The sequence below is a fragment of the Maribacter sp. X9 genome (assembly GCF_048537565.1).
GTDB lineage: Bacteria > Bacteroidota > Bacteroidia > Flavobacteriales > Flavobacteriaceae > Maribacter.
This window is the reverse complement of record NZ_CP183215.1, coordinates 143,194-169,699: the sequence shown is the minus strand read 5'-3', so window position 1 is coordinate 169,699 and position 26,506 is coordinate 143,194. Positions and strand designations below refer to the sequence as shown.

Here is a 26,506-nt window from a genome sequence, read left to right as displayed (position 1 = left end):
TAATGATTAGATTACGATTCATCCATTTATTGTTTTTGTTCCCATTATGTAATGCTTTTGCACAAGATAAAACACTCTCGAAAGAAGAAGCGGTGGTATTGGCATTGGAAAACAATTATGGTATTGAGATTGCGAAAAACGAAATCGAGATTGCAGACAATAATGCCAGTATTCTTAATTCGGGATATTTGCCGACATTGACCGGTACCGCCGGAGCGAATTATAATAGGTTGGACAGCAATACTAAATATCCAGGTCAATTTACAAATGACGGAAACCCAACTCCAGATTTGGAGATTTCAAAGGCGGAATCACAATCATATAGCTCGGGTCTAAACCTGAATTATACGCTTTTTGATGGTCTGGGAAGGTTCTATAACTTTAAAAGGTTGAAGGAGCAATACCAACTAAGTACGTTACAGGCAAGGGAAACCATTGAGAATACCATGCTTCAAATGTTCAGTGTCTATTTCGAGATTGCGCGCTTAACCGAAAATAGGAATGTTCAAAAAAAAGCATTGGAAATTTCAAATGATCGCATCAAACGGGCAGAATATTCTTTTGAGTATGGGCAGAATACGAAGTTGGACATCTTAAACGCACAAGTGGATGTTACCAATGACAGTATCAACCTTTTAAATACCGAACAACAATTGGCCAATGCTAAAAGAGATTTGAATGTGGTGTTGAATCAAAACTTGAATGAAGTATATGAAGTGGATACCACCGTGGTGTTCATTCCCAAGTTTCAGATCGTTGAATTCATGGGTCAGGCCATTTCCAATAATGTGGCCATTTTACAGACGGAAACAAACTTGAACATCAATGCCTACGATATCAAGGTAAATAAATCCGGATACTTACCCACGGTCGGTCTTACAGGTACGTATGGTTGGAATTTAAACCAAAGTGCCAACTCTTCCTTTATTCCCGGGTCAGTAATTCCAGGGAACAATAGAACGAGTTATAATTTTGCTTTAGGTGCCAGTCTAACTTGGAACCTTTTTGATGGTGGGGGAACCACAGTTCGGGTCAAGAACTCGAAAATTACTTATGCTAATCAAGAGTTGCTGCGCAAGCAAGTGGAGCTAGAGGTCAATAGGGATATGCAGAATGCCATGGCCATCTATGATAATAAATTGAACATTTATCGAATTCAGGAACAGAACGTAATCACCAACCAGAACAACTTTGAGCGCTCTAGGGAACAGTTTCAATTGGGAAGTATCACTTCCATCGAATTTAGACAAGCCCAAATAAATTTATTGAATGCCCAGACCAATAAGAACTTGGCCAAATATGATGCGAAGTTGGCCGAGCTTCAATTACTTCAATTAACGGGACAATTGTTGAACATTGAACTCTAATGGTATCATAATAAGGATAACAAACATGTATAGCAATAGAACAAATAGCGAACTTATAGAGATTTTGGATCAGCATTCAATGCTTACTTTCGAATCTCAGATAAACCTGAAGAATGAGTTGAAGAAAAGGGCTATAGTAGTTGATACGACTGATTTGGAGACATCAATCGCTAACAAATTGGCCGAAATAAAGAATTTGGATTATTTAAAGGATTTTGGTTTTGAGGCGAATAGAAGTGAAGAAGGTATACTGGTCACCCGAACCAAAAAGGCCATTTTTACAGATGCCTTTGCAATTTTCATGGGGGTACTCGTTTTTTTAACGGGCATCTATGGCTGCATTAATCTCGTCATTACTTTTATGAATGGCGATGAATTGGATGTTTTTACCTTGGGCTTCAAATTTGCCATTGCCGGTTTGGTATTTGTGGGGATAGCCTTTTTCAGTGGGTTGAAACGCCTGTTCGACTACGCTGGTTTTCAACTATCAAATAGGCAAGGCATGATCACCTTAAAAAAGCGCTTTGATGTTAAGTTGGAGGAACTAACCTCAAGTGCCACTGACTTGTTTTTAGAATCTGATGAAGACACGCTTTATTTAAAGTTGGGTAAACATATTATATTTACGTCTAATGCAGATAATTTGGTCCAAACCTTGACCTTACAGGAACTGACCAAAGCAATGAAAAGCGTATAATTTTTGTTCGAGCATTTCTTTCAATGTCCGTATTGTTGGGAAGAGGTTTCTATGCTTTTAGATCCCTCTATTACGAAACAGACCTATGTAGAAGATTGTGAGGTGTGCTGCAATCCTATTGAGGTAACACCACACTTTGAAGACAATGAACTTATCGCTTTTGATGCTCAAAGTATTGAGCAATGATTATTGCTTTACCTCTATTTTACCACCGAACGTATCGTCTTTTTCTAGATTTTTTGGCTTACCGTAAACAATGATGGTGCTACCGGCCTTGACTTTGGTGATTACTTTTGCGGTACCATGCACCTCGGCATATCCGCCTGCCAATACCATAACCGTTGTTTCTTCGGTTTTTAAATTTTTATTAAACACCTTTGCACCTGTATTAACATATACATCTTGTACTTTAGTAGTGCCTTTTAGTTGTATTTCGCTACCCGAAATGCTCTTTACAGTTGCGAATTCGGTATTAAGGGCTAACGAAACATAGGCTGCCTCCTGTGCCATAATTTCTACTTCCAGGCCTTTTAAAACAGTGCTAGCAGTGATTTTAGCATTTTCATTGGCATCGATAACGGTAAGCGGTTCAGTATAGTATAATTGAATATCAACAGGACTGCTGGCCAAAAAATTTTCCCGTAGCAATTTTAATTTCAATGTCCCGTCACTTTCCAATATTTTGATATCCGCTTTGTCCTTGTCTAAAATGACTAGTTTATTCACGTCACCCTTGATGAGGTTCACGACTATACGGTCATAGACCTTAAGTTCGGTAAACTTCCCTAAAGTATGGGTAACGGTGCCTTGTGCAAGACAGAAAAGCGTTGAACATAGCAGAAGGGTTGTGGTCAAGATCAGTTTCATTGGTGGTCACGTTGGTGATAGTTTCAAAGTTAAGCTTCCTTTCAATTGAATTCAATAATTCTGTGCTTAAGAATAATTTTTATACAGGTAAAAGGGCGAAAAGTTAAATAATGGCAAGGTGTTCGTTTACGATTAACACTTTTATTACCTTGAACATTTCGTTTTGAATTCGTGCAGGTTATGAAAAAGAAACATCTATTGTTCGCTGTAGTGATTGTATTGGTGGTAGGCTTTGTAGGTGTTCGATACTTTCCTGATGACGGTCAAGTTTTTAACGTAGATCAGTTAGATTCCATTCCTACCAAGCGTGATTTGCGAAGGAGTTTTTTTGAAAAGCGTGAATTATTGGTGCTTTATGCAGCAAAGGATTCTATAATTGCCCAAAATTACAGGGTGTTGCTGCAAGAACTTTCATCGGAGGAGCAGAGCGATTCTTGGCGGAGCACTAAAATAAAGTTTAAGAACGTAACTACGGTGACGGAAGAAGAACTGAAAAGCAATAGTCTTTTTCTTGTCGGAGCTATTAGTGAAAACCCAATCCTTCAGAGATTTATTGCGAACACCCCGTTCGGTGTACATAAGAAAGAAATTAAAATTGGCTCGAAAAAGTTTCCCAATACGAATTTACTTTTAGCGGTTAGTTTTTATCCCAATCCCCTGCAACCTAAAATCCCGTATAGTTTTTTGACCGGGACCGATGCGCAAGAGGTTTTCGATTTTTTTGCAGTAAAGGTAGAGGAGAGTGGTTCATCCTTTTACCGGCAGAATTTAGACTACGAACTTTATAGACAGCACGAAAGAGTGGTTTTGGGAGACTTCGATCCTTTCTGGAAAACCGGAACGGGCACCTTTTTCGATTTTTCTTCCAAACCTGAGGTGGTATTAAAAACCGATCATTATCGTTTTATAAATCATCAAAATGCATCCGAATTGGCACAGATAAAAGATATGTCGGTACGAATGGAACGTACCGCTTCAGAACTGATGACCTTTGTCGATACCAACAAAACCGTTCCCGTCATTTCCTATCATTTGTACAGGAATATGGAGGAAAAAGGATTGATTACCGGTAATACGGATCATTCGCACATAGATACCGTGAACAGTGCGGTTCATACGATCTTCAACGAAATATATAAAGATAATGATGTTGAGATGGAGAATGCATTGGTGCTGCGGCATATATTAGGGCCGTCGAAAAGCGACATACTAGAAACGGGCCTGCCCATCTATTTTACCGAGACTTGGCAAGTAAAAGGATATAGGTATTGGTCGGCGCGCCTTGTAGAATCGAACAATACTTTAAGGGTAAAGCAACTATTCGACCCAGCCTATATGACCATGGAGTCTCCCCTGATACGCGATTGTCTGGCAGCGATATTGGTAGATTTTTTAATAAAATCTTGGGGTAAAAATGAATTTCTAAATGTCTACAAAAATTTTAATCTTGAACGATTGAACCTTTCACAATTAGAAGCAGATTGGCAGAAGTTTTTAAATGAATTACCTAAAGAATATCCCGCAGAAAAGGTGATTGAAAAACAATTGCCATATGTTAAGGGATTTAATTTTGCCCATGAAGGATATAGCATCTATAACGGATATGGCTCAAGTAAGGCGACAGCATCCCTTTTAAAACAAAAAGAACTGGGTAGTAATGCAATGGCCATTGTGCCGTACAGTTTTATTCAAGATATGAATACTCCTTCTCCTTTCAGGTTTAGCGATAGTGCAGGTAATGAAAATGACGAGGCCATAGTACATGCTACCTTTAAAGCTGGGGAAATGGGCATGTTCACCCTTTTGAAACCTCAGATATTCGTAGGGGGTAGCTGGCCTGGAGGCATAGAAATGCTGAACGAAGCCGATTGGAAAACGTTCTTTGACCATTATTATAGATGGATACGGCATTATGCATTTTTAGCAGAAATACACCATATGGATGCGCTCTGTTTGGGGGTTGAGTTTACAAAGGCTTCTTTGGCCCACCCTGAGGCTTGGCGGCAAATGATACAAAAAACAAGGAAACTTTTTACGGGTCAATTGACCTATGCCGCCAATTGGGGAGAGGAGTTCGAGAATATCGAATTTTGGGACGACCTTGATTTCATTGGTTTAAATTCCTATTATCCGTTAAGTAAAAAAGATAATCCCACCGATGAGGAACTATCCTTAAAGTTCGATACCATAAAAACCAGGATAAAAAAAGTTTATGATCGTTTTGAAAAACCCATTGTGTTTACTGAAATAGGTTTTCGTAGTATAGACCATCCTTGGAAAAATCCACATGCCGAGGCAGATGAATCAATAAATCAACAGGCCCAGCAGCGCTGTTATGAAATCGTTTTTAAGGGGATACAAAATGAACCCTGGTGCCAAGGTATCCTATGGTGGAAATTCCCTAGCTATTTAGAATACCGGGGAACCGATAACAATGCGTTTACGCCCAATAATAAGTTGGCAGAAGAGACGGTTAGAACCTGGTTTGCTAAATAATATTTTTAACTGCCACCTAAAATTGCTTCTGCTTTGGAAACGCCAAACTGTCGGCTGGGTAGGTTTGTTTTAGGTAGCCCATTCGTGCATCTGCCCAATCTATGATTTTTTGCCGTTGTACTTCGGTCACGTCTGCTTCTGGGTAACGTACAAAACGGGTATAGAGTCCAATGGCATTTCTTTCTTTTACACCATTTCTTTGGTCTTCTCGAGTTTATGGTTCTGTACAAAGAGTGGCAACTTGGTGAATTCAGAAAAATTCAGGTACTTTTTACCTCTCTTTACGTGAGTGACCAAAAACCCGACGAAAGTTGTACATTAGAATACCCAGGATATTTGGCCCTATTCGTAGGGCGGTCATAACACGCCCTGCAATAGGTTTTACATCATCAGGGATGATATATAGTTCTCTATGGCGTATGTTTCATTGGCGGATGTAATCTTTTCGAGCCTTATGAATTGAATGACGAGTAAGATAGCGGCAAAGGTAATTCCTATTTTTTCCACTTGATATAATTTATTTAAGGGTCGATTTAACTCCTTTGAAATTAATTAATTTGGATGGTATAGAACCTTCGTTTTCAAGCTGTTAAAAACTTCATTTTGGTCATGGGCTGTTTGAGGTAGTTATTCGGTCGGTTCACCAATATATAACCAAATACAGACCTAATTGATCCTATCTTTGGCCTATATAAAAACATAAGTATACTTTTTAAACATAAGAATCATGAAAAACATACGCATCATTGCCCTATTATTTTTATTGGCTGTAGTATTTATCTCCTTCAGGGGGCTACAACATCACAAAAAAGCGGAACACCAAGAAATGACGAATCTATTCGCAGCTTCTAACGAAGTGTATGAAGCACAATTCGCTAGCTTTTCAGAAACTGGATTTTTAGATCCTAAGACCCTTGATGTAGTTGAAGTGGAAGAGGAAGTCGATTTGGGCTTTGACACTTCCGCTTATTTACCCCTAGGTTTTAATGCTTATGACGGAATGGAATTTGAGTCGATTGACCTAAAAGTAATCGAGGTTGAAGAAGCGGTGGATTTGGGTTTTGATACATCCATCTATTTACCTAAGGGTTTTAACCCTTATAGCAATTAAGAAGTTACTTGAATACGATATGGAGGGCCTTCTTTATCATATAGGCTTTCTTATATTTATCTACCTCGTTAAATGGTAGTATTCCAGTATCTATGAATCTGAAATTTTTATATCCTATAAATAACTCGCCATGGCATTAAAAAAAGTAAAACAGGGAGAAATTATTAAGACGGCCTTGCTTTTGGGAATCTTGGTATCACTACCTAAATCTATTTACTTGTATTCCCGTTTTATGGATGGTGAGTTGAGTTTTTCATCCATCTTGATTTCAGATTTACTATACCGCTATATTTTCTTTTCGATCTTTTCTTGGGCAATCTTACAGATTAATTCAAATGTGGGTTTTGAACGTTATAAATGGCCTGCCGCGCTTAAAATAATGATTATACTCGTTGTAGATGTCATTCTTTTGACCGTGGTTCTTACGCTCTATAAGTGGCTCTATGCGGTATTCTCTCCGGTCGCTCTATCAGAAGCAGAAAAAGGGTATATCAACTTTAGTTTTATCAACCTTACGGTGGTACTGTTCTTTATTGCCAGATTACTAAGGGTAACTACCGATAAGCAGGAAAGTAGGATTGAAAATGAACAGCTTAAACAACAGAACCTAGAGAATGAGTTAGCGGCTTTGAAGAATCAGATCGATCCCCATTTTTTGTTCAATTCACTTAATTCACTGACCTCCTTGATACGCGAAAATGAAAAGGCCACCCTGTTCGTAAAAAAATTGTCCTACATGTACCGCTATATCCTTCAAAGTAGTGATACCGATGTGGTGAGTGTCAAAGAAGAATTGAAATTTTTGGAAAGCTATACCTTTTTAATGCAGACGCGGTACCGTGACCGTTTATCCATCGTGGTGAATATCGATGAACGCCTACTCAATGAAGAACTGCCACCCTTGGCCCTGCAGTTGTTAGTGGAGAATTCTGTAAAACACAATGAGATTTCGGCATCGAATCCCTTGACCGTTAACGTATATTCCAAAGGGGATTCTATTTTTGTGGAGAACCCCATACGATCGAGAAGTACCCTTGCCGAGGGAACGGGTACCGGATTACTGAATCTGAAAAAACGGTATCTACTTTTGCTAAAAAGGGAATTGACCTTAACTACAGAAAATAATATCTTTAAAGTGGAACTACCTTTAAATACATCGGCATGAATGTAATCATTGTTGAAGATGAACTTGCCGCAAGTGATAATCTATCTTATTTATTGAACGAAATTAATCCTGCCATTAAGGTAGTTACCGTTTTAGATACCGTAAAAGAGGCAGTCGAGTTCTTTTCCAGACCCTACGATGCGGTGTTGGTCTTTATGGACATTCATCTGGCGGACGGAATTTCCTTTGAAATTTTTGACCAAGTTGAGATCGATATCCCGATCATTTTTACCACGGCTTATGATCAATATGCATTGAAGGCGTTTAAAGTCAATAGCATCGATTATTTATTAAAACCCATTGATGAAGAGGAATTGGAAGATGCCTTGAATCGTTTTGAGATTCAAACACAACAAAAAGGGATGGACGAACATCAGGTGAAAGGCTTGTTGGAACTGATTCAAAAAAAAGCGGGCAAATCCTATAAAAGTACTTTTTTGGCGGGGCAGGGCAATCAATTGACTCCTATTAAAACTGAAAAAATAGCCTACTTTTTTATTGATACCGGCGTGGTAAAAGCCGTGTTGTTCGACGAAAGTTCCTATGCCTTGGACAGTAAATTGGAAGAAATTGAAGAATCTTTGGACCCCACTGTTTTTTATAGGGCCAACCGTCAGTTTATCATTCATCGCGATGCTATCGTAAACATCAAGTATTATTTTAACAGCAAATTATTGTTGACCGTAGCCCCACCCTGTACCGAACCTATCGTGGTAAGCAAAGCAAAGGCGACCGATTTCAAGAAATGGATGAGTGTTTAACAGCACTTACTATAGCTAATTCAGATAGAATTTGATTTTCCATCTTACTCATCAATGGCGGTGTCCGGTAGCTCTAAAATGGAACCGGTTGACAACGTGTTTCCTGCAATTCCCTTAATGGAGCCGAACAGCACACTTATATTTTCCTGTACACCCCAAATTTGTTTTTCACGTGTTGCGAAGTTTTTAAACGCCACTTTTTTCTCGTAGTTCAATTGCTGGATCATAGAATCGTAGTTTTCGATAATCCTGTTGATGTTCTGTACGAACTCGTTACTGGTCAAATAGGAGTAGAGCAGTTCCATTTTCTCGCCTTTGTTTTCGTCGGATGATTTTATCGATTGTGTTTTTAACAATAACTCACGTAACACTAACGATACACTTTTTACCTCGTTAAAACTACAGATCCAAACACCATTGCGTTCTCCGAACCGGTCCATGTCGGGCGGAAAGGTTTCGGTAACGATGACCGCAAGATCCGCTTTACAGTTGATCTGGTCTTGTTTTAGCTTGTTGATCCAGTCATAGGAAAAATTCTTGGTGCGTTTACTTTCGTACACAATCGAACCACAGGGTTGTTGCAACGAATTGATAACAGTCTGTACACAATCTGCGCCACGAACGCCTTTACCTACTTCGTCGATGTTATCGAACGGATAGGTGTTCCTTAAAAGCTCTTCAAGTGCCAATTCCTGCACTTCCCCTTGCATTTGCATGGATCCCTGTTCCGCCTTTCGCTTCATTTCATCGATGAGCTTTTTTTGGTCCTCCAATTGTTTCTGGTATTCTTTTTCCTTCATGGCCATGGATTCCCGTTCCTTGGCCTTGGCCTTTTCCTCTATTTCCGCCTGCTTTTCCAGCAATTCCTTCTGTACGTTCAGTTTCAGGTCCTCCGCTTTCTCCTTGAGATCGTTCTCCCGTTTTAAAAGGTCGATTTCGGCGGACCGCAAAGCCCTATTTTCCTCTTTTTTCTTTTCGTTCTCGTCCTGCAGTGCTTTGAGCTGCTGTTCAAAAAGTTCGGAAGTCTGTTTTTGGATGCGTTCCGATTCTTTGAGGAGGCGTTGGTCCAATTTCTCCTTGAAAAGCTCGTTCTCCTTTTCCTTTTTCTGTTCGAATTCCTCCTTTTCCTTGGCCAGACGTTGGCGCTCCTTATTGAAAACTTCTGCTTGCTCCGCGACTTTGCGCTCGTACTCCGCTTTAAAATGGGCTTGCATTTTACCGGATAGTGCTTCTTCTACATCAAATTCGTTCCCGCAGTTCGGGCATTTTATTTTATCGACCATTTTGTATTGGATGACGGTATGTTTTGTATTGGATTAGTGGTGTACAAATTATACATATATTTTCGCTTAACCACAAACCGAATTTAAAATTTAGGGACTTCGAAACAGCGTCGGAAAGATGGGGTCAACCATCGAATGCTGAATAGGGACACCCAGTTTGGCTATGGCGTTGTTCATTTTTCAGTCCCAAATGGCTGGGCGATCGATATTCATGGCCCTTAAATAGGAAAGGAATTGTCCCGCATGTACCGCTTCGTGATACCCGATCCGTAGTAAATAGGTGCCCAAGATTTTCTTTTCCCCATTTCCGGGGTGAATGATTTCGGTTTGGTTCAAATCGGTTGCTGAAAATTGCCTTACGCTTTCTAAAAAGGTGGCCCTATAGGGTGCGGCAAACTCAAGTTCGTCCTGAACGCTAAGGAAGGGTCTGTTTTCCCAAGGGGTGCTGTAATTTTCCATACTTTTTTGGGTAATGATGATGTTCCAACCATAATCGGCCTGCAGCACATGTCTGACCATCTCGATGGCCGTCATCGCCTTTTCGTCTGGTTTCCAATGGTAGTGGCGCTCCGGAAGTGCCTGCCAAAGCCGTATGCTTTTCTTCCTGATTTCTGTAAAATTGAAAAGAAGGAGTTCGGATGGGGTCATGTTTAGGGTTTCGAGAAGGTGGTTTTAGATTAGAAACATCGTGTTTCGGTTGGATCGATTACTTGGTTAATGCCGGTAATTTAGCAATTACCAACCAAATAGTAAAATAGCGAGTATTTACGTAAGCAAGCTAGAACCAAGCAATTTTTTATAGCACCGTGTTGGCGTGTCGTTTTTTTATTTTTCGTTATAAATGTCACAATCTATGGTTCCACCAATGTCATTCATAAATTTTATTGTCCGTTGACTGAAATGAAGTCCGGGACTCTCATCTCCTAGAAAAAGCACAACCTCAAGAAGATATTCAAAGTCAGGGGTTTGTGTTTTAAGTCCGATTAATTCATTTTTATGTTTCTCAAGTTGGTCAATCAGTTTTTCAATTTCTTTAAAATAAAATGGGTTTGTTAATTTTACAGAAGAATATTCCCAAATCGTACAGACTGGTGTTTTTCCATTCTCAAATTTTTGCTTAAAGTCAATCGGTTTGATTGACAGATAAGAGTTAAAGTCCGAGAGTCTGAAATTTTCATTTTCGGTTTTAATTGCGAAATATGTGTATCCTTAAGTGTCTGTCATAAAAATACACGCCAACGTTTAGTATAAGAGCAGTAGCGGATTAATATGTACTAACTTTACGTTTTACAATTTACTAAATTGAAAGCATTGACTCTTTGATTTAATACCAAAAACTGCTATTACTCTTATACATTGTTAGCGGTAGTATTTTGTCAATTAAACGATTGCCTATAAACTAATGGGGAAAGGTTTGTTTTTGTCTTAAATAACTTATTAAAGGATTGAGGATGTTCAAACCCCAATTTATAGGAAATTTCTGCAACAGAAAGGGTAGTTGAACTTAGTAAATCTTTGGATTGTTCGATTACTTTATTCTGAATATACTGTTGCGTATTTATCCCCGTAAGTGAACGTAACATATCGCTCAAATAGCGGGGCGATACATTTAATTTTGTGCTTATATATTTCACAGTTGGCAAACCATCTTTTAAACCATTATCCTCATCAAAGTATTCGCTTATTAAAATATCGAGCGAGTTTATAATTTCGTGATTGATGTTTTTTCGGGTAATGAACTGACGATTGTAAAAACGATTGCTATAATTAAGAAGCAACTCTATTTGGGTCACCAAAACATCTTGACTAAATTGGTCAAGATTCATTTCCAATTCATTAGAAATAGTATTGAATAAATGATTAATAATATTTTTTTCTTTTGCTGATAAAAAAAGTGCTTCGGAAACATCATAGGAAAAAAAGCCATATTGATTGATGGTATTACCTAATGAATTATTACGAATAAAATCTGGATGAAAATAGAGTACAAAGCCCTCATAACTTTCGGTATTATTGGAAGTAGTAACTACTTGTTTAGGTTTTAAAAAAGCTAAGCCGCCTTCTTCAAAATCGTAATAGCCCTGTCCATATTTTACTTGCCCCTTAAACCGGTCTTTGAAAGAAATTTTATAAAAGTCAAGACTAATCTTTATACCTGCTTCAAATGAATGAATTGGTGTTTCGTTATAATTCACTAACGTAACCAAAGGGTGTAATGGTGCCGGCTGACCCAAATAACGCATTAGCTTTGAGATACAACTGAAATTTGTTATGCCGGATTTCTTATTCATTATTTGTGTATGACATTTCTAAATCACTCAATTCTGTGCTGATGGGCGAATAACAATATCTCCAACTTCCACATCTTTAGGTTGACTGATAGCATATATTACCGCATTGGCAATTGCTTCAGGATTGATGGCAAATTGCTCCATTTTTTTCAAGATAACTTTTTTCATCTCCTGATTTTCCATTTCATCTACTAATCCAGTTTTTACAAAACCTGGTGAAATCCCAGTAATTCGAATAGTTCCATCCGATTCCTGCCGGAAAGCTTCCGTGATAGTTCTTACTGCATTTTTTGTGGACGCATAAACAGCTTGCATTTGTACAATTTTGATTCCTGATGTAGAAATAATATTTACGATATGCCCTTCTTTTTGCGCTTTAAAAATAGGTATTGCAGCTGCCATTCCGTACAAAACCCCTTTTAGATTGACATCAATCATTTTGTCCCAACCTTCTACATCTAGTTCATCCATACGGCTGAGTTCACTAATTCCTGCATTGTTTACTATGGCATCCAAATAACCATAAGTTTTCAAAGCTAAGTCAACTAAATCTAACACATCGGTTCTTTTCGTAACATCTGTTTCTAAAAAAACACCTGCTCCTCCATTGTTACGAATTTCATCAACAATGGTTTGCATCTGATTTTTTCTACGAGCACCTAAAACAACTTTTGCTCCATTTTTTGCCATTGCTTTTGCAATCACTTTTCCTATTCCACTGCTAGCTCCTGTGATAACAACTACTTTGTCTTTAATTTGATTTTGCATTTTTTTTTAATTTTATTGTTGTGCAAAAGTCTTGTTAATTCAATAAAGAAAAGTAGTTAAATTGGCATATGATGTATTAGTGTTGGTTTTATTACCGCTAACAATCGTATATAATAACAAGTTACTTTATCTCCCAATAGTATGGAATATAAGTACTTACGACTTTAAAGCGATTGTGGTCTTGTTATTTTTGTTTGGGTTAAGATAAAAAGAAACCGTAGCAGTTTCTTACAGAAACCCGTAAAGATGTCAGAAAAATTGCGCTATAAAAAATGAAATTGAACGGAGCTAGATTGATGGCAGTGCCGCTTAGGAATATAAAACACAAAAAAACGGCCCTTAGGAAGTCCCAAGGGCCGTTTTTATAGTGCTATATATTGGGTGTTTATACGAACAGTAAAATAATGGTTAAGACCATACCCGCCAATGAAAAATAGACCCCTTTTTTAAATACTGAGGTCTGGGGGAGGAACATCCAAAAGGAAGAGATGACAAAAAAAAGCAGGGACAGTCCAAACAAGATATTCAACCAATACACCGGGCTGTTGGTGGTGGCTTTATGCAGGTGTTCCATTTTGTCCAAAATGATCGGAAGTTCCATTTTTTTGACCTTGGCCAATCCGGTCTTGGAATTGTACTCCCCTTGTTTAAAATACACGATATCACCTTCGGTTTTTTCCGGTTTTACTCCGCCCTTGACGCGTAAGGCGGCACTCAGTTGCCCTTCGGCCAGATTGGGTTGCAATTGCTGTTCCACGATGACCTCATGTTTTAGAAAATCAGTATTCCTAAAGATCATGATGATGCCGCTAATGGCATACATGGCCATAATGCCGGCCAGAAAAAAGCCTAAATAACGGTGTATGATGCGCATGCGTAATCCGGTGGTCATTCTCATGGTATTCTTTTTAGTGGTTTTCAGTTTTGAAGTCGCAAAAATATTCAAATATTCTTAATATCGATTAGATACTTAGGCCGTAAAAAGGTTTAACCCAGGCTTTGTTTTATTTCGGCGGTGTGGGGCTAAACCGTATTGTCAGTTCGAGTGAAACCCTGAAAGTGGTTTAGTATCGAGAACCTTTGGAACATGCGAGCTTCTCGATACAAATCTCCCGAGTACACTTCGGCAAGTTCAGCGACCATCTCGTAAATTCACTCTAAGTGACATAGGAACATAAGACGATTTACGTTACAATTAAAAAAATAATATGTACTGTCAGTTCGAGTGAAACCCTGAAAGAGGTTTTGTATCGAGAACCAAGGGAACACGCGAGCTTCTCGATACATTTTTCAGAATCGCGCTGCTCATCTGAAAAACACTCGAAGTGACAATGTGATAAAAAACGTGCGCATTGAACCTCATAAAAAAAGCCCCTAAAGAAATTTCTTTAGGGGCTTTCGCTGGCTGTTGTTTGTTCTCTTTATTTATAGGCCGTTACCCGTTCGTCTTGTATCACCCCGTTCCAATTCAAGCCAAAGGCAAAATCATAAGTGTTGCCATCGGCATCGGTATAAGGTTTCATATCCCGTGGTACGTCCTCGAATTGCGCCTCAACGGTCAACATGTCCGCCGGCATTTGAAAGGGCAATAGGGCAGAGGGTTCGGCGGCACCGGAAATGATTTCCATCAGCGCCTGGTCCTGTACGCCCATATGGATTAAAATTGCGGAGGCACTTCCTTCAATTTCTGAGAATACCAAAGGCTTGGCTACTTTTACCGATACGATGACCGGTTTGTCGCCCATTTTAGCCTTGGTATCGTTGACCAACTGCATATCTCGTGTATTATTCGTCGTAACGGTCTTGCCCTTATAGCTTCTATTGGTAAAGTCCTCTAACGGACTTCCACCGGCCAGACTGGTTTCGCGGGCCGTATCCGCCGTATAATCGCTGTACTGCAAATTGATGGGCACATAGCCGTTACCTCCTTGTTCCAGATCGGCACGGTCATAGCCTACGCCGCCATCGGGACTTTGAATGCCCACCAAGGCAAAATTGGCTTCCTCGGGAGTTTCGACCACCTCAAAGTAATTGGCGACGACTTCCATATTAAAGGCATCTGCCATTTTTTCCGGGGTGGTAATGCCCCACCAGTTGGTGCTTGGAGCAATATAGCGTTGCGGTACATAGACTTTTTTCTTGGTTTGCATCGGTAGGGTCTTGTCCTGGTTCTTCAACATGACAATAGAACGCAATTGTGCATCAAAACCGGCTTTCATAAAGTCACTGTTACCTACGATGTTTTGGGTTTCTTCCACATCCAAATAGGGGTTTTCAAAGAGTCCCACCCGAAAGATATTGGTCAACAGGCGAACGGCCGAAGCTTCAAAACGGGCCCTCATGGCATCTTCCCCTAATTCCGCAACGCCCATCTTATAGGCTTCCAAAACCGGACCCATGGCATTGTTACCACCAAATTGGTCCACCCCGGCGGTTATGGCCTTGTAATGCCGTTCCCCTTCGGTCATGGTTTCCACGCCCCAGCTTTTTCCCTCAAATTTATCCACCGCGGAGACATCCCTTGTAATTCCCCAATCCGTACAAATTACACCCTCGTAGCCATATTCGCCACGCAAGACATCGGTCAAGAGGTACTTGTTGAAGCCGTTACCCACCGCTTCCCCTTCACCGTCGGAAATCGTGTAATACGGCATAACGGCGGAGGCCATTTGGGTAGGGCCTTCCAATTTAAAGGCACCCTGGGTAAAGGGTTGCATGTGGGCCTGAATATTCTTACCGGGATAAACGGCGTAGGCACCATACCCAAAGTGACCATCGCGGCCCCCTTCTTCAGGTCCGCCACCTGGCCAGTGTTTGACCATGGCGTTGACACTTTCCATGCCCCAATCACCGCCATCGGTCGACTGGAACCCGTCCACATAGGCGCGGGCCATGTCCGTGGTCAAATCTGGATCCTCGCCCATGGTGCCATCAAAACGGCTCCAACGGGGCTCGGTACCCATATCGATCTGTGGCGATAAGGCGGTAGCGATTCCTAAAGCCCTATACTCTTGAGACCCAATTTCACCAAACTGTTTCATTAAGTCTGGGTCAAAAGAAGCGGCGATACCCAAGGTTCCCGGCCACATGGAAATTTCTCCACCGGCACCGGCATTGAATTCCGCATAGGAATCACTACCATGACGTGGGTCAGAACTCGTGTTTACGGGAATGCCAAGATACAAACCTTCTGCAAAGGCCTGGGCATTGTTGTTCCATTGGGCGGCTACGGCCGGACTTTCCACCGAGGTGATCAGCACATGGCGCAAATGGTCATCGGTCAAAAATTGCTTTTGTTCATCCGATAGGTCACTGGCCATAGCCCCACTTTCTTCAAAAGGTTTTCCGTCATAATTGGAAGCACCAAAACCACGGCTACTCCCCGGTAAGGATTGATGTGAACTGTACAGCATTAAACCGGCGATATCCTCCAAACTCATCTTGGAAGCCAGGTCCTTGGCGCGCTCCGACACCGGAAGTCTCCAATCCTCATAGGCATCCAGACTTCCATTTTTATTCAGGTCCTTAAAGGCATAACGGTCCTGGGTCAGGATCTTGATGCCCGATTCTGGGGAGTAACCCAAAGTTGCCCCATCTTCATTGCTGATGGTGGTAACCCCTTCCTTTGCGGTCGTGGTATATTTTTCTCCACAGCCCACCAGGAGTACCCCGGCCACAGCGGCGGATAGTAAACTAAGTTGTGTGTGTTTCTTCAACATGAATTTTCTTAATTGTTCTTGACCAGTTCAAAAAGTTCCTTGTCCATTTGCGGACTCACCTTGCATTCGATATCGAAATGCATGGTGGCGGTATTTTCGCCTGTATAGGCCGGCCACTCTGGTAAGTTTTTATAATTGGGATTCCCCGTTTTGGCGAAATTGATCCAGGCACCGCTCATTTTTTCAGCCAGCACATGGGCTTCTTCCCCACCACCGGTCATTTGGTTGGCCAGGGTGATATTGTCAAAAACAAAGGGAAGTTCCATACAATGCAGGGCCTTGTATTTTCCGTCAAAAACGGGCGACTGCCAAGTGAACAGGTACATGTAGACAGGTGCACCATCTTTTAAGGCGGCTTTTTCATTGGCCTGTAAAACGGCTCCTGGCCTGAACATGGTATCTACATCCAACAAATCTTTGGGGTCGGTATCGGTAGGGTAGGCTTTTTTCACGGCCTTGATATAGGCATCCGCATTTTCTTTATAGGTCTCTTGGATATAGTTCATGATGGTTTCTTCGGATGCACCAGCGAACCGCATGTTAGCAAATGGCGCGAATTCATTCTTAACGGTACCGATCAATAGCGGAATATCTTTTGAAAGTGCCAAAGCTTCCGGAGAGCTCACTTGGTAGGGTAGGTCAACCCCATCCCTACTTGGGCCCCAACTAAGTCCAAATCCAATGACCGGTTTTCCCGCCGCTTTCATTTTTTCAGCAACCTTGGCCAAGGCCTTGGTGCTTGCATCCGCCAAGACCTCAAAAGGCATGGTTTGGATACTATCGATATTAGCATCTTCCAATCCTAAAATCGCTATGGTTTCCTTGGCGATGTCCTGAGTATCCTCTTTTTCCAACATGGCGCTACGGAAAGAACCACTTTGATTGATGGCTTTATGAAAAAGTCCTTTCGCCTTGGGCATGGCCATTAAAGTATTCACTTTGGCACCACCACCGGACTGGCCAAAAATGGTCACATTATTGGGGTCGCCCCCAAAATTGGAAATATTGTTCTTTACCCATTCCAAGGCCATGGCCATATCCAAGATACTGTTGTTGGCAGAGTGCTTGTATTTATCCCCATAGGCCGATAAATCTAGAAATCCCAATACATTCAAGCGGTGGTTGATGGAAACTACGACCACATCGCCCTTTTTAGCGAGGTTTTCACCGTCATAGGAAGGAAGTTCATGGCTTGATCCGGTGGTGAAGCCACCTCCATGGATCCAAAACAAAACCGGTCTTTTTTTAGTATCGGTTACACTGGGTGACCAAATATTCAGACTTAGGCATTCTTCGTTAGGAAAACCCCAGTCGTGGTCGAATACAAACTCCGTTTCATCTTGAATAGTGGCAGTTTCATTCAGCAAGGGCGATACCGGTCCGTACATGGTCGTACTTTTTACCCCCTTCCAGCTAGCCGGTTTTACGGCCGCTTCAAAACGTTTTGCCGTGGCATATTGAATCCCTTTATAGGTGTTGATGTCATTATGGATGTAACCGCGAACTTGTCCGTATTCCGTATCGGTAACAGGAACTTGGGAGCCGGTCAACACAACATCTTGAGCGGTTATTTGTATGCCGGTCAAAGTGATGACAAGCATTAGAAACAATTTTAAATGAATTTTCATGTTGTTGTTAGTTTGTTGATTATTAAAAATTTTGAGTGTTTTTAAAAAAGTTTAGGTACGAATTGCGAAAGATAGATGCGCCAGTTTCTCCATATATGTCCGCCATCCGTTTCTACATATTCATAGGGCATGCCCATGTCATCTAGTTTTTTGCGGTATTCTTGATTGGCTTTGTAAAGAAAATCAGTCTTGCCAATACCGATCCAATACAATTTATAACCGTTTTCCATTTGCTGTTTTAGACCTTTGTCAATATCTGTATAAACGGTGCCTGAGGCATCTTCCCTTGGCATGAGCGCGGCCGAGAACAATCCTACATAATCAAATGTATTGGGATAGAAACGGGAGATATGGTAGGAATGAAAACCGCCCATGGAGAGACCCGCAATGGCCCGATGTGCTTTATCTGCGATCACCCTGTAGTTGTCCTCGGTAAATTTTACAATGTCCATGAAATTGGCTTCATAGGTACCGTTCATGGTCTGCGGGGCCATGAACTGAGGTTTAAAGTACCCATCGCTACCCAAACCCGGGGCGGCATCTTGTGATACATTGCCATTGGGCATTACCACGATCATCGGTTTGGCCTTGCCTTGGGCAATAAGGTTGTCCATGATTTGCGAGGTCCTACCCAGTTCCATCCAAGCTTCTTCATCGCCGCCTGCACCGTGCAGTAAATATAAAACCGGATATTTTTCATTGGAAGACTCATAACCTGGTGGGGTGTAAATGGTAATTCTTCTGTCCATTTTCAATCCAGGGGAGTCATACCATCTTTTCGCCACGGTACCATGGGGAACATCGTTTACGCGATACAGATCGGCCTGACCATCACCTACTAACAAAATATTGGTGACCGAGGCTACATCTCTTATTAAAAAAGGATTGTTGGGGTCGATCGTCTTCAAACCGTCAACGATGAAAGAATAGGTATATAATTCTGGACTTAGCGTTTTTGTGGTGTACGACCAAACGCCCTTTTCACCTTTTGTAAGGTCAGCCTTGATCGGGGCGTCCATTTCTCCCATAGGGGTCTTTATTTTTTCGGTGGGTAGAAAATCTCCGGTCAACCGTACGGAATCAGCATTAGGGGCCAAAAACCTAAAGGTGACCGAATCGTCTGCATGTATTTCTGGGGAGACAATCTGTTGTCCCCCGAACAGGTCTTCTTGTGCCATCGTGCTTACACCAGTAAGGATAAGGACTTGTAGTAAAATTGTTTTTAATTTTTTCATTAGTATAGTTCTAGTTTTCTGATTTCTTTAGCTTCTTTATAGAAGAACATGGAAAATAAGGTGTTAGCATTGGTACATGAGGTCGAGGTTTTTCTGAATCGCTTTCGCTTCATTTCATCCCTTTTTGAACTCGGCATCAAATACCGATGCTTATCCTCAATTAATTAAATCCGAATTTCTTTAATCCTTCATGGCTAATTTTAATCGCTTCCATTGGCTTCATTCCGTCAAAGGTCATATCCTGTTCTACCATATAATATTTCATACCCGAAAGTTCTTTATTGTCCAAAATGTTGGCGAAATTTATGCTGCCTTGACCTACGGGGGCAAATCTTCCCTGGGCATCCATATCTTTCACGTGCCAGATTTTGAAACGCCCTGGGTATTTGTTGAAATATGCGATAGGGTTAGCTCCGGCCTTGGTCACCCAATACAGATCCATTTGAAAGTTTACCAGTTTAGGGTCTAAATTCTCCAATAAGTAATCGATGGGTACAATACCATCTTCGTTTTTCTTGAACTCAAAATCGTGATTGTGGTATAACAGTTTAAGGCCCGCTTTTTTCGCTTTTTCACCCAATGTGTTCAAAACATCGGCCAATTCTTGAACTGAACCTTTCATACCCATGCTCATTTTTTCCCTATTGAATTCGAACATGCCCATTGGAGGAACAGGGATCACAAAATATTTGAATCCTGCCGCTTTTGCATCTGCCATTTGTTGTTCAGCATTTTCTAAGGTTGCAGAACTTTGATGTGTACTTATGGGCTTTAGCTTCATTTCTTTAAGCATTTTTTTAAAGTCGGATGGTGTCATCCCATAATACTTTCCGTCTTCATAACCTGCGGCCTCGATATTTTTATATCCGGCATCTGAAACCGCTTGTAAAGTTGCCTTGGCATTGGTACCCATATCATCTCTAACGGTATAAAGAGCCAGGCCACCAAATTTGTTCTGTGCATTGGTGGTAAATGTTCCCATTCCAAATAAAGCGGAGGCCAGAAGCATTAAAATTGATTGTTTCGATAATTTTTTCATTGTTGTTGATTTACTGATTAATACTGATGTTTGAGTTCTTATTTAAAGCTGTATAAATAGGGGGCTTTATGGGCCGTTCCTGTAAAAAGTTTCTCATGTCGTTCCAAAATATCCAACGATAATATTTTGCGTTGAAAGGTAGTGCGCCGCAGTGGCTGTCCTAAAATAGCTTCATATACCGATTGTAATTGCTTCATTGTGAATTTGGGGGGTAACAGGTTCATGCCCACTATCTTTTCGTCAATGTTCTTTCGTAATGTTTCTAGCGCTTTGTCCACAATTGTATTGTGGTCCATCATTAGTTGTGGTAATTCATCAATGGAATACCATTCAATGGAATCTGATAAATGGTCTGGTACCAGGGTAACTTTTTCGTAATTTATCAGTGCATAATAGCCAACCGTAACAAATCGTTCTAACATCCACTTGTTATCTTCCAAATCCTCATTATTGGCCAATAATATCTTTTTCATTGCTTTTGGGTCGGAGCGTTCTAAATTTCCAAAAACTTGAAATTGGTCTAGATATACATTGTCCAAGCCGGTGCGTTCCTTTACGCCCAATTGTGCCGCTTCCTGAAGATTTTGGTTATTGCCTATAAAACCGCCGGGTAGGGCAAAGAGATTGGTATCATGATATTCTAAAACGAGAATTTTCAATTGAGTGCCATTGAAACCAAATATGACACAGTCAAAGGAAAGATGTGGTAAGAAATTCTCATTTTTTGTATCTTCCATTTTTTGAATTGCTAAAATTTTATGGTTATATCAAATAAAGCATAAATTCCTAAGCAATCAAAATATATTGTCACAAATTGAGACAATGGGATGTCGAATTATTGAAGTTGGCCTATTCTCAGCTTACGGCCTTCATTGGTAATGTCGTATTTTAAACGCTGGGCTTTATAGGAAATGAAGAAACCGTAACACATGGGTCACGGTTTCATTTTAATGAGTCCATTTTATAATCCTTGAGGGTTTTAAGGACATTAAGTGTTGTTCAAAAACCTTTATAGTACCAAACGTTCATGCTTTCCAAGGTGTCTCGAACCATACAATTATTGGTCAGTGTACCTGCTAAAACAAATCCATGTTTGCTAAAAGTGATATTCAATCCGTATGAAGTGGCCCTAACCATAGTGTAAATTGTTTTACACCATGAATTCACCTTTTTTTCTTTGATGTGCTGGACCAAAAAATATGACAGGTTCTGGCCCCTGTAATCTGGATGGGTTATAAAATCTACAATTTCCATATTAGCTTCTTCCTTATGAACGGCTAAAATCGTAGAAACTAGCAATTGATCTTTTTCGAACAGGCCATAAAATTCATGGTTCAAAGCAGCTAAATGGGTAAAATAAGCCACATCCTTTATTTGATTAGGATGATATTTGTAGGCTTTTTTGTGCAAGTCCTCTAATTGGTCAAAATCATTCGGTGTTAATTTTCGGATGGTCAACTCGGCAGCCATTTCAAAATGAGAGTCCGTCTGTGGTTTATTGGCAGCAAGTGCTATGGTTTTGACCGAAGTGATGGTTTTTAGACTTTTTTCATCTTTTATATGCCTATCTTCATTTACATAGTCGGCAAGAAAATAACCATCAATAGTACCATTGTAAAGCCCCGGTATTTTGGCCTCAACGGTAAACCCATTTGATGTTAAAACATCCATGGACCTTTCAGGAGCCTTGCTTAAGATTTTCTCATATTTTTTTGATTTTGCAAGCTCCTTCATTTTTGGTACTAAAATACCTAGATCGACTTCTTTGGCTTCAGAGAAATAAATTCTGTTGTGCATGTTGCCATGATATACCAATGCACCCTCTATAGTTTCTATTTTTTCAAACATAATTTTCGATTAATCTAAAGGATTTTGCTACCAATTATTCACGTATTTGACCATCTCCAAAGACATAATACTTATTGGTGACTAATTGATCTAAACCTAAGGGTCCTCTATGGTGGAGTTTATCGGTGCTAATGGCTAATTCTGCCCCCACACCCATTTGTCCGCCATCCGTAAACCGGGTAGAAGCGTTTTGATAGACGGCCGCGCAATCCACTTCTTCCATGAACTTTCTGGCAGCCTCTTTATTGGTGGTCATTATGGTAGCCGAATGTCCACCAGAATTATCATTTATTTTTTCGATGGCCTCGTTCAGCGAATCAACTGCGCCCAGGCAACATTTCATGGCAAGGAATTCCTCTTTCCAAATCGATGGATCTTTGATAAGTTGGGCCTCGCTGATCAAACGGTTAACATCTGTATCGACCCAAGTTTCTACTCCATTGATCTGTAATAGGTTATAGAGGTCGGTTAGTTTTTCTTCATAGTTTTCAATATTTGAACTGATCAAAATCTTATCCAAAGCATTGCAAGCCGAAATTTTATCCGTTTTGGCATTCAAGATAACTTTTACGCTTTTTTCCCAATCTGCATCGGCATCCACATATAGAAAATTGTTTCCCCTACCGCTTACCAGAACAGCGCATTTGGCGTGTTCTTTTACAAAATTGATAAGACGTTCACCACCTCTGGGAACGATTAAATCTAATTTTTCAGTTGGGTTTTTCAAAAAAGCTTGCGTCTCTTCACGATTCATGGTCAATTGCTGGATATAATCTTTTGGCAAGTTGTTTTCTTCCAGGGCCTTATGCCAAAGTTCTGTGAGGATGGAATTGCTGTGCAAAGCCTCTTTTCCACCTTTCAATAATATCTTGTTATTCGCCTTGAAGGCCAGAACTGCAGCTTCTATGGTCACATCTGGCCTAGACTCATAAATAATCATAATGGTGCCAAATGGAGCCGTTTTATTATTTATTTCCAATCCGTTATCCAAAGATTTGGTAGAAATGGTCGTGCCGATTGGATCATCTTGTGCGTGAACTTCTTTAATGGAAGCAATCATGCCATCTATCTTTTTATCGGTAACGATCAATCGGTCGTACATGGCCTGGTCCTCTTTATTAAAAAGATTCAGGTCTTTTTTGTTCGCTTCAAGAATTGCATTTCGATTTTCATTTAAAATGCGCATCATGCTTTTTAAAACGTCGTTCTTTATTGCTGTTGCTATTAGTTTCATTATGCTTCGGTTTTTTCTTCAAGGGTCACTTTTGTACCCACATCTTTTCCATCTATAATATCGATAAGCGTACGTTCTCTTTTGCCGTTGGCAATATAGGTGGGTATGTTATTGGCGGCTGCTTGTTGGGCGTAGTCCAATTTAGAACCCATTCCTCCTCTACCTTCGCCTGGTTTTTTATTGCTGTCCTTGATGTATTTATCCAGGTTTTCTTCTGGATTCACATGGTCGATAAGTTCGCTACTATCGGCGTTGGGGTGCCCCGTATAGAGTCCGTCAATGTCGGTAAGTATGATCAATTTATCGGCATCGATCAGTTGAGCGATCAAACTGGCCAGCTCATCATTGTCAGAAAACATACTCATGGTAACAGAAACGGCATCATCTTCATTGGCAATAGGAATGACCCCCTCGGATAATAGTCCCTCAACGCAATTGATCATATTTTGCCGGTGTACCCCGGGTGTAAAATCACGTTTCGTTGGAAGTACTTGTGCGCACTTCATGCCATAATCATTGAAAATATTATAATAATGGCGCATCATCCGTGGTTGTCCAATAGCAGAATAGACTTGTCGGCGTTGCGTATCGTTTTCGATACTCGAGGTCCCTAGAACCTCTTTCCCTGCAATTACAGAACCCGATGAAACCAATACCGTTAAAATATCGCGCTCGTAAAGTTCGGCAATCTGTTGTACCAAATTACGCAGTACCGGTCTAACGATACGGTTATCCTTATTGGTCATTACATTGGTACCTACTTTGACCACAATTTTCTGTTTATACATATGCTTCCTTTTCTTTTCCAAGTTCAACGGCACGTTCAAAAGCGGCAAAAGCGGCTTCTTTTATCAATTCGCCTACATTGTTGTTTTCCATGGAATCTAGAGCTGCTCGGGTGGTTCCCCCTTTACTGGCCACTTTGTCCATCCAAGAATTCGGTGATAGTTCATTTTGGTTAAAAAGCTCTATGGCTCCCGTAAAGGTCTGGGCTACCAAAACTTTGGAAACATTTGGGGAAAAGCCCATCTTTAGTGCGGCTTCCATCATACTTTGCATAAAATAGAAAACATAGGCGGGTCCGCTTCCGGATATACCTGTAGAGGCGTCAATGAAATTTTCATCACTGACCAAGACAGACTTTCCTGTGGTATCCAAAAGGCTTTCGATGGTCAGCAGTTCAATTCGTGATACTTCTTCAGAGGCAACAAAAGAGGTAAGCCCTCTCCCTATCTGTGCCGGTAAATTGGGCATCGCCCTTACAATCTTTGTAAGGCCCGTTAAATTTTTGATGGTATCTATGGTAACTCCTGCCATTATAGAAATAACGATCTGTCCCGACTTTACCAATGGATTCAATTTTTGTAAAACACCTTCTGCATGATACGGTTTTACCGCAATGAAAATTATGTCCGCCTGTGGCGCACATTCCTTTAAATTATCAAAAGCATCGAATTGCGGATTCTCGCGTAGCTCCTCTAGTTTAGCTTCGGACGTATCCAAAACCATAATGTTCTTTTTCTTCAGTAATTTTGATTTAGACATACCTTCTGCATAGGTCAATCCCATATTTCCAGCGCCTATTACTAAAATTTTCATGTGTTTGTTTTAATTGATTAATTGTTTTTATGATCTTTAAATAAATAGCATTTTCTCTATAGCGTTATTTTTTCTGCCATAATACGTTTGTTTGTACCTATGTAACTGCTTTATAGGAATTCCTATAAAGTACTTTGTAATCGAGGTTACCTTTGAGTTTAAAAGGCCTGCCTTCGTTCTGTATACTTCCTGTGTGACACTATGTCTTTTGATATAAATAAATTTCATTTTCCGATTCTTGAGGTCATAACATAACATAAGCCTAACCACATCCAAATGTGAAGTGTTAAGCTTATGTTATGATGTTAAAATAATAGGTTGATACGTAAACCAAAAGAGACTTTTGAATTCGTGAACAAAGGTTGATTCTTACAAATATGCTCTTAACACTTCTGTATTTGATTTACGGCGTAAAGCCCTAATTCCCTTGTCTTTAATCTGTCTTACACGTTCTCGGGTAACGTCGAATACCTCTCCGATCTCTACGAGGCTCATGGCGGGTTGGTTACCTAGACCAAAGAAAAGACGCAGTACATCACCTTGCCTGTCAGGAATTCTTTTGAGCGCCTCATCAATGTCCATTTCTAATGATTCATCGATCATTTCCTTATCTGGACTATTCAGTTTCTTAGACTCTAAAACATTATATAGGTTAGAGGATTCCCCATCATTAAAGGGGGCATCTAAAGAAACATGCTTTCCTGAATTCTTAATGGAACTTTTAACTTTAGAAACGCTAATATCCAATTCTGATGCGATTTCTGTTGCACTCGGGGGTCTTTGATGCTCTTGTTCTAATGAGGAATAAACCTTATAAATTTTTGAATTCGTCGCTATCTTATTTTGAGGTAACCGAATAACCCTTGATTTTTTGGAAAGGGCTTGTAAAATGGATTGTCTGATCCACCATACGGCATAAGAAATGAATTTAAACCCCCTGGTCTCATCAAATCGCTTGGCGGCTTTGACCAAACCTAGATTGCCTTCATTGATTAAATCGGTAAGCCGTAGGCCTCTATTTTGATATTGCTTGGCCGCAGAAACCACAAAACGTAAGTTGGCACTTACTAATTTATCCAGTGCCTTTTGGTCTCCCTCACGAATTCTTCTTGCAAGTTCTACTTCTTCATCTGCGGTAATCAAATCTATTTTGCTTATTTCTTGAAAATATTTCTCTAGGGACTTGGCATCTCGGTTTGTAATTTGTTTAGTGATTTTCAGTTGTCGCATACAATAGTTTTTGATTATGAATACAACTTATCATTATTTGGCAGAAATCCAAGGAAAATGCCGTTTTTGTGATTTTTTTGACTAATTTTCAGGGTTATTTGCTCTTTTTTGATTGAAAAATGCAATTTTAGAATAAGCTTTACATTTAAAAATAGTATAGACAACTGT

Annotated in this window: 24 protein-coding genes; 7 read left to right on the top strand and 17 right to left on the bottom strand. The window is 40.3% G+C overall.

What is annotated here, in order from left to right:
• Positions 1-2: 2 nt before the first annotated feature.
• The 3 genes from ACNR9Q_RS00700 to ACNR9Q_RS00690 are packed head-to-tail and all read left to right on the top strand — an operon-like array spanning position 3 to position 2,250.
• Positions 3-1,367 carry a TolC family protein gene (locus tag ACNR9Q_RS00700; RefSeq protein WP_419212660.1) on the top strand — a complete coding sequence of 455 codons (1,365 nt, stop codon included), beginning with the start codon at positions 3-5 and terminating at the stop codon, positions 1,365-1,367.
• Between the two features lie 25 nt (positions 1,368-1,392).
• Positions 1,393-2,064, top strand: coding sequence for a hypothetical protein (locus ACNR9Q_RS00695; protein ID WP_419212659.1), 672 nt, complete (start codon positions 1,393-1,395; stop codon positions 2,062-2,064).
• 3 nt (positions 2,065-2,067) lie between these two features.
• A complete protein-coding gene (locus ACNR9Q_RS00690; protein WP_419212658.1) occupies positions 2,068-2,250 on the top strand; it encodes a CPXCG motif-containing cysteine-rich protein in 183 nt (60 codons plus the stop codon).
• Here the strand turns inward: ACNR9Q_RS00690 and ACNR9Q_RS00685 are convergent, their stop codons facing one another.
• Positions 2,251-2,931: a head GIN domain-containing protein gene (locus ACNR9Q_RS00685; RefSeq protein WP_419212657.1), complete on the bottom strand. Its 681-nt coding sequence runs from the start codon at positions 2,929-2,931 to the stop codon at positions 2,251-2,253.
• 180 nt (positions 2,932-3,111) lie between these two features.
• Between ACNR9Q_RS00685 and ACNR9Q_RS00680 the strand changes: the two genes are divergently transcribed.
• The 4 genes from ACNR9Q_RS00680 (at position 3,112) to ACNR9Q_RS00665 (ending at position 8,464) form a co-directional block, all read left to right on the top strand.
• Positions 3,112-5,427, top strand: coding sequence for a glycoside hydrolase family 113 (locus ACNR9Q_RS00680; protein WP_419212656.1), 2,316 nt, complete (start codon positions 3,112-3,114; stop codon positions 5,425-5,427).
• Between the two features lie 727 nt (positions 5,428-6,154).
• A complete protein-coding gene (locus ACNR9Q_RS00675) occupies positions 6,155-6,538 on the top strand; it encodes a hypothetical protein (RefSeq protein ID WP_419212655.1) in 384 nt (127 codons plus the stop codon).
• 130 nt (positions 6,539-6,668) lie between these two features.
• Positions 6,669-7,703 (top strand): sensor histidine kinase, encoded by a 1,035-nt coding sequence (locus ACNR9Q_RS00670; protein ID WP_419212654.1) that lies wholly within the window; start codon positions 6,669-6,671, stop codon positions 7,701-7,703.
• Entirely contained in the window at positions 7,700-8,464 is a 765-nt protein-coding gene (locus ACNR9Q_RS00665) for a LytR/AlgR family response regulator transcription factor (protein ID WP_419212653.1), read from the top strand. Before ACNR9Q_RS00670 ends, ACNR9Q_RS00665 begins: the two co-directional genes overlap by 4 nt.
• Positions 8,465-8,508: 44 nt before the next feature.
• Here the strand turns inward: ACNR9Q_RS00665 and ACNR9Q_RS00660 are convergent, their stop codons facing one another.
• The 16 genes from ACNR9Q_RS00660 to ACNR9Q_RS00585 all read right to left on the bottom strand — a co-directional run bounded on the left by ACNR9Q_RS00660 (position 8,509) and on the right by ACNR9Q_RS00585 (position 26,338).
• Complete coding sequence (locus tag ACNR9Q_RS00660; protein ID WP_419212652.1) at positions 8,509-9,747, bottom strand: DUF2130 domain-containing protein; 1,239 nt, start codon at positions 9,745-9,747, stop codon at positions 8,509-8,511.
• A 180-nt stretch (positions 9,748-9,927) separates the two neighbouring features.
• Positions 9,928-10,395 (bottom strand): DinB family protein, encoded by a 468-nt coding sequence (locus ACNR9Q_RS00655; RefSeq protein ID WP_419212651.1) that lies wholly within the window; start codon positions 10,393-10,395, stop codon positions 9,928-9,930.
• A gap of 177 nt (positions 10,396-10,572) precedes the next feature.
• A complete protein-coding gene (locus ACNR9Q_RS00650; RefSeq protein ID WP_419214230.1) occupies positions 10,573-10,875 on the bottom strand; it encodes a DUF4279 domain-containing protein in 303 nt (100 codons plus the stop codon).
• A gap of 248 nt (positions 10,876-11,123) precedes the next feature.
• Positions 11,124-12,038, bottom strand: coding sequence for a helix-turn-helix domain-containing protein (locus tag ACNR9Q_RS00645; protein WP_419212650.1), 915 nt, complete (start codon positions 12,036-12,038; stop codon positions 11,124-11,126).
• 27 nt (positions 12,039-12,065) lie between these two features.
• Entirely contained in the window at positions 12,066-12,806 is a 741-nt protein-coding gene (locus ACNR9Q_RS00640; protein WP_419212649.1) for an SDR family oxidoreductase, read from the bottom strand.
• 385 nt (positions 12,807-13,191) lie between these two features.
• The gene (locus ACNR9Q_RS00635; protein WP_419212648.1) at positions 13,192-13,704 is read right to left on the bottom strand and encodes a hypothetical protein; all 513 of its coding nucleotides are present in this window, start codon (positions 13,702-13,704) and stop codon (positions 13,192-13,194) included.
• A gap of 523 nt (positions 13,705-14,227) precedes the next feature.
• The gene (locus ACNR9Q_RS00630; RefSeq protein ID WP_419212647.1) at positions 14,228-16,525 is read right to left on the bottom strand and encodes a glycoside hydrolase family 3 N-terminal domain-containing protein; all 2,298 of its coding nucleotides are present in this window, start codon (positions 16,523-16,525) and stop codon (positions 14,228-14,230) included.
• A gap of 8 nt (positions 16,526-16,533) precedes the next feature.
• Positions 16,534-18,153: a carboxylesterase/lipase family protein gene (locus ACNR9Q_RS00625; protein WP_419212646.1), complete on the bottom strand. Its 1,620-nt coding sequence runs from the start codon at positions 18,151-18,153 to the stop codon at positions 16,534-16,536.
• A 41-nt stretch (positions 18,154-18,194) separates the two neighbouring features.
• Positions 18,195-19,388, bottom strand: a complete 1,194-nt coding sequence (locus ACNR9Q_RS00620; protein WP_419212645.1) for an esterase — start codon at positions 19,386-19,388, stop codon at positions 18,195-18,197.
• Between the two features lie 160 nt (positions 19,389-19,548).
• Complete coding sequence (locus tag ACNR9Q_RS00615) at positions 19,549-20,427, bottom strand: sugar phosphate isomerase/epimerase family protein (protein WP_419212644.1); 879 nt, start codon at positions 20,425-20,427, stop codon at positions 19,549-19,551.
• Positions 20,428-20,465: 38 nt separating this feature from the next.
• The gene (locus tag ACNR9Q_RS00610) at positions 20,466-21,164 is read right to left on the bottom strand and encodes an NUDIX hydrolase (protein ID WP_419212643.1); all 699 of its coding nucleotides are present in this window, start codon (positions 21,162-21,164) and stop codon (positions 20,466-20,468) included.
• A gap of 262 nt (positions 21,165-21,426) precedes the next feature.
• A complete protein-coding gene (locus tag ACNR9Q_RS00605) occupies positions 21,427-22,275 on the bottom strand; it encodes a GNAT family N-acetyltransferase (RefSeq protein WP_419212642.1) in 849 nt (282 codons plus the stop codon).
• Positions 22,276-22,309: 34 nt separating this feature from the next.
• Positions 22,310-23,509 (bottom strand): glutamate-5-semialdehyde dehydrogenase, encoded by a 1,200-nt coding sequence (locus ACNR9Q_RS00600; protein ID WP_419212641.1) that lies wholly within the window; start codon positions 23,507-23,509, stop codon positions 22,310-22,312.
• The gene (gene proB, locus ACNR9Q_RS00595) at positions 23,509-24,297 is read right to left on the bottom strand and encodes a glutamate 5-kinase (RefSeq protein ID WP_419212640.1); all 789 of its coding nucleotides are present in this window, start codon (positions 24,295-24,297) and stop codon (positions 23,509-23,511) included. The genes ACNR9Q_RS00600 and proB overlap by 1 nt, the downstream gene beginning before the upstream one ends.
• Positions 24,290-25,108, bottom strand: a complete 819-nt coding sequence (gene proC / locus ACNR9Q_RS00590; RefSeq protein WP_419212639.1) for a pyrroline-5-carboxylate reductase — start codon at positions 25,106-25,108, stop codon at positions 24,290-24,292. Before proC ends, proB begins: the two co-directional genes overlap by 8 nt.
• A gap of 369 nt (positions 25,109-25,477) precedes the next feature.
• The gene (locus tag ACNR9Q_RS00585) at positions 25,478-26,338 is read right to left on the bottom strand and encodes a sigma-70 family RNA polymerase sigma factor (protein WP_419212638.1); all 861 of its coding nucleotides are present in this window, start codon (positions 26,336-26,338) and stop codon (positions 25,478-25,480) included.
• Positions 26,339-26,506 lie beyond the last annotated feature (168 nt).